General features: G+C 49.2%; 9 protein-coding genes. 3 read left to right on the forward strand and 6 right to left on the reverse strand.

What is annotated here, in order from left to right:
• Nucleotides 1–414 precede the first annotated feature (414 nt).
• From HMPREF1640_RS12505 to HMPREF1640_RS03070, 3 genes are all read left to right on the forward strand, one after another.
• Complete coding sequence (locus tag HMPREF1640_RS12505; protein WP_052051676.1) at nt 415–1179, forward strand: Bro-N domain-containing protein; 765 nt, start codon at nt 415–417, stop codon at nt 1177–1179.
• On the forward strand, nt 1179–1343 hold the full coding sequence (locus HMPREF1640_RS13145; protein ID WP_156098694.1) for a hypothetical protein: 165 nt from the start codon (nt 1179–1181) through the stop codon (nt 1341–1343). Before HMPREF1640_RS12505 ends, HMPREF1640_RS13145 begins: the two co-directional genes overlap by 1 nt.
• Nucleotides 1344–1487: 144 nt before the next feature.
• The gene (locus HMPREF1640_RS03070; protein WP_036892273.1) at nt 1488–2732 is read left to right on the forward strand and encodes a hypothetical protein; all 1245 of its coding nucleotides are present in this window, start codon (nt 1488–1490) and stop codon (nt 2730–2732) included.
• A 359-nt stretch (nt 2733–3091) separates the two neighbouring features.
• Here HMPREF1640_RS03070 and HMPREF1640_RS03075 read toward each other — a convergent pair whose 3' ends face one another.
• The 6 genes from HMPREF1640_RS03075 to HMPREF1640_RS03100 form a co-directional block, all read right to left on the reverse strand.
• Nucleotides 3092–3661: a phage virion morphogenesis protein gene (locus tag HMPREF1640_RS03075; protein ID WP_036892283.1), complete on the reverse strand. Its 570-nt coding sequence runs from the start codon at nt 3659–3661 to the stop codon at nt 3092–3094.
• Between the two features lie 155 nt (nt 3662–3816).
• On the reverse strand, nt 3817–4920 hold the full coding sequence (locus HMPREF1640_RS12510; protein WP_052051678.1) for a phage minor head protein: 1104 nt from the start codon (nt 4918–4920) through the stop codon (nt 3817–3819).
• A 161-nt stretch (nt 4921–5081) separates the two neighbouring features.
• Nucleotides 5082–6584, reverse strand: a complete 1503-nt coding sequence (locus HMPREF1640_RS03085) for a DUF935 family protein (RefSeq protein WP_081935253.1) — start codon at nt 6582–6584, stop codon at nt 5082–5084.
• Entirely contained in the window at nt 6584–7003 is a 420-nt protein-coding gene (locus HMPREF1640_RS03090; RefSeq protein ID WP_036892275.1) for a phage protein Gp36 family protein, read from the reverse strand. Before HMPREF1640_RS03090 ends, HMPREF1640_RS03085 begins: the two co-directional genes overlap by 1 nt.
• Before the next feature lie 14 nt (nt 7004–7017).
• The gene (locus tag HMPREF1640_RS03095; protein WP_036892277.1) at nt 7018–7248 is read right to left on the reverse strand and encodes a hypothetical protein; all 231 of its coding nucleotides are present in this window, start codon (nt 7246–7248) and stop codon (nt 7018–7020) included.
• Between the two features lies 1 nt (nt 7249).
• The gene (locus HMPREF1640_RS03100; RefSeq protein WP_036892279.1) at nt 7250–8809 is read right to left on the reverse strand and encodes a hypothetical protein; all 1560 of its coding nucleotides are present in this window, start codon (nt 8807–8809) and stop codon (nt 7250–7252) included.
• Nucleotides 8810–8832: the final 23 nt, after the last annotated feature.

Raw genomic sequence — 8832 nt, forward strand, 5'->3', positions numbered from 1 at the left:
TTGTGAACATTTAAACTGTTAAAATGTTTGCGTAAGTGGCTGATTTTTCGTAACTTTATATGGTTATAGTTGACGAGTTGACAAGTTGACGAGTTGTTAGCTTAAAAGCAAAAAGTCTATTTACTCGTGAACTAAAAAACTTTTGAGCTATTTTTCAACTTTTCGGCGGAAAAGTTTGGTGGTATTGAAATTTTGCGTATCTTTGCGGTGCTAAAGTTTTATTTCGATAGGGCGAGAGAGTTCGCCTGATGCACCGCATTCGGGCTTTTTTTATGCCTTGGCGGTACGCCTATACAGGCGGTGCGCTCACCCCGTGATGCAGTTGTAATGGCTGTGTCAAGTCCTATCGAATAGACTTTAGCAGCGGGTAGTGGCGCACCGCTTTTTTGCGCCCATGCTAAAAATATTCGATTTATGTCAAACAACATTGAGAGCCGTGCCCAGGCTTTGAGCGGGCAAGCGAAGGTGTTTACCTTCAACGCAAGCAATCAGAACATCAGAGTGCAGATGAAAGACGGCGAGCCTTGGTTTGTTGCCAAGGACGTGTGTGATGCACTTGAAATTGAAAACAATCGAAATGCCACCTCTCGATTAGACGATGACGAGAAGGGGGTGTCCACAGTACGGACATCCTCTGGTGAACAACAGATGACCATTGTCAGTGAGAGTGGTTTGTACAATTTGATTTTCCAGAGCCGCAAGGCGGAGGCTAAGGCATTCAGGAAGTGGGTAACGAGCGAAGTATTGCCGAGTTTGCGCAAGACTGGCAGGTATGAACTGGGGCAGCCTGCGCAGCGACGTGTAGTGCGGAGGACCCGCGGCGATGGTGTGAACGTGGAGCTGACGAACTTGCTGTGGCTGATTGGCGAGAGCCTTGAGCAGGGTGACCAGGCGGCAGTGGCTTTGGAGCTTGGTGTTAGCCGTACGGCTGTGAACAGGACGCTGAACGGCCTGAACAGGAGCAGCCGAATACTGATGGCACTATACCGTAAGGCTCGTGAGAACCGTGAGCAGAACCTGCTGTATCATGCTCCGGAGGTGATGGCTGGTCGTCTGCTGGGCTGTGATGCGGCTTTGCCGCTGGGTAACCAATTGCCGACGGTTCAGATTGGCGGTAAGAGAGGCGGCAAGACAGGTAACCAAAATGCCAGGAAGCACTGGGGAAAGGAGATGAAGTGATGGAAGAGTTGCTGAAGCTGAACACGCTGTATATGGAGCAGAACATAGAACTTGGGGAGAAGATAGGCATGCTTGAGGAGCGAATACGGTGGATGGAGCAACGCTTCGGCTATGGCGAAAGCAAGGTGCCTTGCAAGGTGGTACGCCTTCAGCCTAAGGTATGAAAAAGTGAATGACAGCGTAGAGAAGCCCGCTTGACGGAAGTGCCGTCAGGCGGGGCTTTTTGCATTATTTAGCATGGGAAAGGTTGTAAAACAGGAAATAAATGCTTATATTTGCAGTGTGTTCTAAAAGGAATAGGTAAAACTATGACAGCTTTAGTAGGAGTTTTGAATAAGCATGCAGTTGCCATCGCAGCTGACAGTGCCGTTACGATGGGCAACACCCACAAGGTGGTGAACAGCGCAAATAAGATATTCACGCTGTCGAAATATCACCCAGTGGCAGTTATGACCTATAGCAATGCCGCATTTATGGATGTGCCTTGGGACATTATCATCAAGGAGTATCGCAAGGAATTGGGTGAAACGAGTTTCCCGATATTAAATAACTACATAGATGATTTCGTACAGTTCTTGCATCGTCGCAATTTCTTCTGCGATGAAGAAACGCAACGATCGTTTATGCTTTTACTTTTGGATTCTTTTTTCAGTTTGTGCCGTAATGTGATATTACAAGAAAAAGGTATTGAAATAAAAGATCAAACCGAAGAAATCATATCTGAAGAATTGCAACAATGCTTGAATAGCAATAAGGTTGGAATGCAATGTCCCGAATTTGAGAAATATGCTTATACTGATTTTGCGCATTATGCAAAGGTGGATATTGAAGAATACGCAAAGAAAGTTGGATTTAATAATGTGGAACTTCTGTGCGAATCTTTCTATCACTATTTGTCTGCAAGATTGAATATAACCCTGAACACAGGATTGGTGTTTGTAGGGTACGGTGATGAAGAAATATACCCTTCACTGTTCCCGATAAACGTGTCATTCGGCATGGATGGACATTTGCGCTATTATTTGGAAGAAGAAAAAGTGGTAAAGATTTCTGATCACGGTTCATCTGCAGTTATTGCCCCATTTGCTCAAATAGATGTAACACAGACCATTGTTCGAGGTATCAATCCGAGTTTTCAAGACATTATTTATAATGTTATAGGGAAGTCCATTAACTCTTTTTCTGATGCAATAACAAACATCCTTGATAATGACTCATCTACAGTTGCAGTATCTTCCGCTATTAAATCACTTGACAAGGACTCTATTATTCGTGATATAACACACCAAATCAACAAGGAAATGCATGAAAGTTATACGGTTCCTTTGTTGAACACAGTTGTGTCATTGGACAAAGAAGACATGGCGAATATGGCTGAAAGTTTCATTTCTCTTACATCGCTTGTGAGACGAATGCAGCCGGGAGAGGAAACGGTTGGTGGCCCTGTGGACGTAGCGGTCATTTCCAAAGGCGACGGATTTGTGTGGATTAACAGGAAGCATTATTTCAAACCTGAACTGAATGCTTCTTTTTTCAATAATTATTTTAAGTAAGGAGGTTTTTCTATGATAGGTTTAACATTAAGCAGTTTATGTTCCCAACCACAGGTTGAGGGCACATTGTTGACACCAGAGCAAGTAGAGGAAATCTCAACTCGCATTTCAAGAATCGTGTCGGAAAAGATTTCAAAGCAGTTGGAGGAGGCACTTGCGTCCTCAACAATGCAGGTAGAGAAATCAAAGTAAAATAGAATAGTACTATAGGCAAGTGCGCAACCCAATGAGGATTGCGCACATTCTGTTTTAATGTCTATATTTGTTTTTATTGTTTATATTTGCAGTGAGGATTCCGTAGCTAATGACTACCTATTCCTCGACTTCGGGGGCTGGCCATAGGTCAGGCGTCCGTTTTTTTATTTGCTTATGATGTCTTCGATTTCCTTGTCAATGGCCTGTTCGATTATCTCGTCCAGTTCGCGGCTTTCTCCAATGAACTTTCGCTGCGGTATGTGTATGGTTGAGCCTACGGGCTTTTGCGCCATTCGGTACCAGAAGTCAGCCTCTGAATTCTTGTGTTTCCTTGCCCACGAGTCTCCGTTTTCTTCCCGGAACTTTGCCCAGAAGAATCGTTTCATTCTTTTTGTTACTACGATGTCTCCTCCCGAATTGTGAATGTTGGCGTATGGTACAGATGTACCAATGGTTACGGCTGCGTCGGTGGGCGCATAGGCTATGGATCCGTAGAGGTTCTGCCGTGATGACATGAGCGGCTTATACTGTTTGCCTGCCCCGTGCGCGTACTTCTGTCTGTGTGTGCGCAGCCATGGGTGCAGCCCCCCGTCAACGAATCCACCCCGCCGGAAGTTGTCCTGGAAGTGGTCTTTTGCTATGCGTCCTACCTTGATGGGCAGTGTGCGTTGCCTGGCCTGCTCTATCTCGCGGCCATACTGCTGTAGGAACTGTAGGAACTGTTGTGGTGTCATGGTTGGTGCTTTTTTATTTGTATTTGCTGTTTTTTCCTCATTTTTGTTTGTCATTTGAGAAATAATGTGTATATTTGCATCAGCTTCGCAAGAAGTTAGGGACAGGGCGCAAGCCGTGTACCACCCGAGGGCGTTTTTTAGCGTCCTCTTTTTTATCACATTTCTTTTATTATATTTTCATTCTTGAAGTAGAAAAACACTCTTAATTCAGGATATTTTCGCTTTACGTCATTCAATGCTTTATACACGCTTGGCGTTTTTTCTTTCAGTTCGTAGAGTATAGCTTTCGCCCCCTGCTTATGGTATGCCTTGGCAGCATATTTTTCGATGTTGTTATGGCTTCCAGCTGCCTTGAGGTCGGTTGGGATCTCGTCAAGCAAGATGTCATAGGTCTTCCCCTGTTGGCGTGCTGTTCCTCTGAGGAACTCAACTGCATGTCCGTTGTCGGCAGCGACACGGCACATGTGGCTCTCTTTCTTGAACTTCTCCTGCTCGTTCTTTGATGCTTTTGCTTCCTGGATACGCTTCAGCTCTGTAACGACATAGCCGTCTTCTTTTTCGGCAAGATATGACTGCTCCCATTTTTTCTCGTCATACTTATAGAACTCTTTTCTGCTGCTTTCCATTTTTCCGACCGCCTTTTTGACCGCCTTTGCCGCTCCAGGGTGTGCATTTTTAATATATGGGTGTGATTTGGCGAAGATTTGTGCTGTACTCCCTGGGTTGTTATCGAGTCCGGGCTGTGGGTCGTGTGCTGCCGTACTGTCTTGAGGCACGTTGGTAGCAGATTTGTCGGTAGATCTTAGGTCGCACTTGCAGTTCCATCGGTCTCCTGGCCTGTGCTGTCCCCAGAAGGGGTGGTCAACGGGCAGTATAGTCCCCCAGAAAGGCATGTGGTCAGCTCCCGGGTTTGGCGATGTGGACGGCATCCACTCGAGGTTTGGAAGCACATCTTTCTCTCGCTGGAACTGCTGCCAGTTGGCAGCTTGCCTTGCGCGCAACACTGCGGTGTCGTACTCCGTTCTCATCCATGCCTTGCACTGGTGTGAGGTAATGTCCTGCACATCGTTTTTCCACCGTTCAAACGGCTTTAGATTGCCGTTAGAATCGGTGAGCTGCCGTGCGACATCGTTCTGCAGCCGGTGCGTCTTGAACGCTGCGAATACGGCGGTGTTGTGTCGTAGCGCGTTGAGGAAGTCGTCTTCTGGCCTTTGAGCCTGTCTGATTCCCTTGTCGGCAGCGGTGTTGAGTGTGGACACGAACGCGTGGAAGAATGCCGGCTCGATGTCGGTTTTAGGATTGAAGTTTCGCCTGTAGATGTTGTGAAGAGCACGTTCGATGACCTCGTCGGATATGGCAAAGCCCTTTTCGGTCGATGCGAGGCAGCACTTTTCTTCGTGCCCATAGTAGAGGTCGTTGACTACCAGTCTAAATGAGCCCCGTCCTGCGGGGCTTGGACGAAAAAAGGGTGTATGTTCTTTTGCTGTTGTTTCTTATTGGAGTCTTTCCCTTTTTTACCTTCGGTGTTTTGCGGCTGCACTTGAGAATTGGAACGAGTTTTATTCTTCTCGCTTGCACGAGAATTGTCGTCAGGGTTTTGCGGCTGCACTTGAGGATTGGAACGAGTGCCATTCTTCTGGCTTGCACGGGAATTGTCGTCAGGGTCTTCTTGCGGCTCTATCATAGGCATATTGTTCCTACGCTCTCCCACGGGCATGGAATACTTTTCAGCGAAGTAAGCCGGATCCACATCATATCGATCAGCCACCATCGTTTCGTAAGCTACCTGCTGCTCCGGCGTGAAATCAACGGAGTAGTCCCAGTCGAATCGGAATCCCTCGAGAGGGAATCCATGCGCCACCATGCGTGGCAAGAGCTGATTGTTGATGACATCCCTGAGCATGTCGGCATCCTCTTCCACAAGGTTTTGGAACACCTGCAAGTGGGTCTGGCTTTGCGAGAGGCTGCTGCCGTCCTCAATGGTCATGGTCTGCCCGATGATGAGCTTGGAGAGTTCTGAGTTAGCACGGTCCACTCGCTGGTTGTAGACATTGTAAGCATCGCCACGTGTGGATTCGATGAACTCAAGTTCGGTGTCGAGTGGCATGACGGCGGTCTGCGAGGCACCCGCCTCGACGAGCATGCGGTTAAGGCGGTTTATCTCCTTACTGTCCCGCGAGGCAGTCTTGGCAATACGCATAGGCATGCCGAAGATCTCGCCGAAGGTGTCCCAGAAGGCAAGCATGTTCTTTTTAGGAATCGTATGCTGCGCAGCCTTTAGGAAGAGGCCGAGATTGTCCGGCTGTCCTGCCTCTATGAGCCAGTCGGAGAACGGCGGACGGTGGAAGTCGAAGCCTGTCTTCCAGTCATCCCCAATCTGCTTTACCACACGTCCATATTCAGGAATGACATGTTTGCGCGGTATGAGCCTAACGCCACTATAGCAGGCGCATCCGTCGCCGTCCTGCACGATGTCTCCCAGCTCAATGAGCGAGTGTCCCCAGTATACGGAATCAAGCGCGAGACGGCAGAGCTGCTTGAACCACGACTGGTCGAAGTAATGCAGTGCCTCTTTGTTTTCATTTTCTTTGGCGTCGATAATCTTGAATGTTCTTGCCATGACAAAGCCCTGCCGCTGCCTGACGCATCCGGAAAGATGTGCATCCACCTCGGCATCGCGATAGATGTCGTAGAGCCTCTGGCGGTTGGGTTCATCAACGTTTATGGCGAGCTGCCATGCCCTGCGCCAATCTGCGATGTCCTTACGTGTGAGTGCGTCAGTGGTCTGCTGTAGCGTCATCACGACATGTTTCATTCGTTTACGGTCATCTTCCTTGGCAAGGTTGAAACTGCCATAGGGCGTGTGAAGGACGTTCGCTCCGGAGCGTCCTGTCAGAGAGCTGAAAAATCTTTTTATATCCATTACCAGTTATGTCTTAAAGGTTTCTGTGAGTGAAAGACGCTCCCGCTACCGGAGGGCTCCCCTGCCGCATCCACGCATAGTGGCATGTCTGGCACAATCTTTCCAGCCTGTACGCCTTCCAGCCATTTCACGGCACGCTCGTAGCGTTCCTTCCGGATTTCACTGCCCATCTTCTGTGGCAAGGATGCCGTCATGTGGTACAATGCGATGTCACACATATACATGACGATGAGTTTATTGCGCTCGTTGCCTTCTGCTGCAAATGTCGCCTTGCAGTCGTAAACAGGGCGGAGGTAGCTTGAAATCTCCTCCTGCGCCTCGCTCTCGGCGTTGGCACGGTTTTCGGCAGAGGTCTGTGATACCGTTTTCAGGGCAGCCTCACCTATGACTACCCTGTAGTCTTCGTCTGTAATAAACATGAGTTACCTCCTTTTTATGTGGTTACATACAATGCTATTTTTTCAATATCCGCAACCTTGACCCCCTTACGGAAACGGTGTGTGCGCACGAGGTGGCGAATATTCTGCTTGGGCACGACCTTGATCCTGCCCCCCATACTAAGCACATAATACTTCATTTTGAACAAGGCCGACATTTTCTTTGCCTTCCGGACTGCACGCTTGTATTTCCAAGCGAAAAAGATGTCTTTTATCAGTTTTATCATACTACCATGAATTTTTGGCGGTCGGTCTTTTTCCGAACACCGGTTGAAAACTTTCCTGTCTTGCATTGCGCTGCAGAATCCAAATAGCCCCCTCGTCAGCGTCCGGCGCATCGTCGTGAACACGGCTGCCCCGTTCAAGAGACAGCGTCTGCTCTATGCCCACCTGCATATCGGGTGAGTCCTTGAGCTTCTTATTATAGTAAACGTAGCCACGTTCCCACAGTGGGCTGACAGCCTCGATGCGCTGTATCTTGTCGGGCTTCTTGCGCTTGTCGGGCATGATAGGGAGCTGGTATCCACGCAGGTTACCCTCCAGGGCGAACTCGTCCAGAATGACGTCCTGCATGAAGTTCGCCTCCATAAAGAAGCGTATGGCTGCTTTGTCCCTCGTCCGCTCGTAGAGGTCATAAAGCCACCGTACCATACCTCCGACCGTGTCCTGCCGTACATAACAGTCTATGAGATGCAGTTCGTTTCCGAGCTTTCCCCACAGACGTGAAGCCTTGTAGTCGTTAGATGTAGTGGACTTGAAAGACGGGTCGGTGTAACATACGAGCATATCATACTTGCGGAGCGACGGCATGGGCTTGTATCTTATCCAGTCTGCCCGGAAGATGGTGCCGTCTACGATGGGATTGTGCATCATCTCCTTCTCCCATGCGCGGTAGCCCACGAAGCTGCGGTACTCCTGTGCGTCTTCCTTGTTCCATTTCTCCTTCCATACCGGCTCCCCGTTTTTGTCTATAGCCTGAACCTTTGAGACAAACACGCCAGGCGTGGCTGCGATGTTTGCCAGTACGGAGGTCTTTGATATGAGGTTGCCCACCATAAGGAAACGTCCTCGCCCGACATCGAGGGCGCCGAAGAGTGCCTCCTTCACCCAGTCGGTGAGGTCGTGTACACGCTTCTCGTTGCGGCAGAGCTCGTCATCGTCAAGGTCATCAATGACGATATAGTCTGGGCGTGCCTCACGCTCACGCAGTCCACGTGGCGACTGCCCACGTCCTACAGCAAGGAATTTCACACCAGAGGCGGTTTTGAACTCCCCTGCCGTCCATAGCCCGAGGTTCTTCTGCTGCCCGAAGTCGGCGATGATGCGCTGGTTGTACTCCAGCTCTGCTTGAATATCTCCGAGGAGTCGGTTGGCCGAATCCTGCGACTTGCCTACAACGACCATGAAATTGATGAGCCGTTTTGGGCGGAGCATCAACCATAGGGGCATGAAGATGTCGAAATGGGTGGATTTGGCGTGTCCTCTGGGCCACATGAAGACCGCCTTGAGGTTAGGCGTATCCATGACCTTGCGTGCAGCCTGATTGTGGAACGGCGCGTTGTGTACGGTGCGTACAACCTCGCCCGTAGTCTTGTCGCGCAGGGTGAGGAAATGTGGGAAGTAATACTCACAGAAGGCGGCATAGTTGCTGAGCAGTCTTTCCTTGCGCCTGTCTTTTTGGGCAGGTGTCTCGTTGGCAAGTGCCGTGGTGTCGGTAATGGACTGGATGCGCTTGCAATGCTCCTTCCACTGCTGGAATGCCAGTTTCTTTTCTGCTGCTGTTGCCATGGTGGTAGTTTATGAATTCACGA

Source organism: Prevotella sp. S7-1-8, from assembly GCF_000758925.1.
Classification (GTDB): domain Bacteria; phylum Bacteroidota; class Bacteroidia; order Bacteroidales; family Bacteroidaceae; genus Prevotella.

Coding starts and splice junctions, on each gene's coding strand:
- HMPREF1640_RS12505 (WP_052051676.1), top strand. CDS start 415: ATGTCAAACAACATTGAGAGCCGTGCCCAGGCTTTGAGCGGGCAAGCG.
- HMPREF1640_RS13145 (WP_156098694.1), top strand. CDS start 1,179: ATGGAAGAGTTGCTGAAGCTGAACACGCTGTATATGGAGCAGAACATA.
- HMPREF1640_RS03070 (WP_036892273.1), top strand. CDS start 1,488: ATGACAGCTTTAGTAGGAGTTTTGAATAAGCATGCAGTTGCCATCGCA.
- HMPREF1640_RS03075 (WP_036892283.1), bottom strand. CDS start 3,661: ATGACACCACAACAGTTCCTACAGTTCCTACAGCAGTATGGCCGCGAG.
- HMPREF1640_RS03085 (WP_081935253.1), bottom strand. CDS start 6,584: ATGGATATAAAAAGATTTTTCAGCTCTCTGACAGGACGCTCCGGAGCG.
- HMPREF1640_RS03090 (WP_036892275.1), bottom strand. CDS start 7,003: ATGTTTATTACAGACGAAGACTACAGGGTAGTCATAGGTGAGGCTGCC.
- HMPREF1640_RS03095 (WP_036892277.1), bottom strand. CDS start 7,248: ATGATAAAACTGATAAAAGACATCTTTTTCGCTTGGAAATACAAGCGT.
- HMPREF1640_RS03100 (WP_036892279.1), bottom strand. CDS start 8,809: ATGGCAACAGCAGCAGAAAAGAAACTGGCATTCCAGCAGTGGAAGGAG.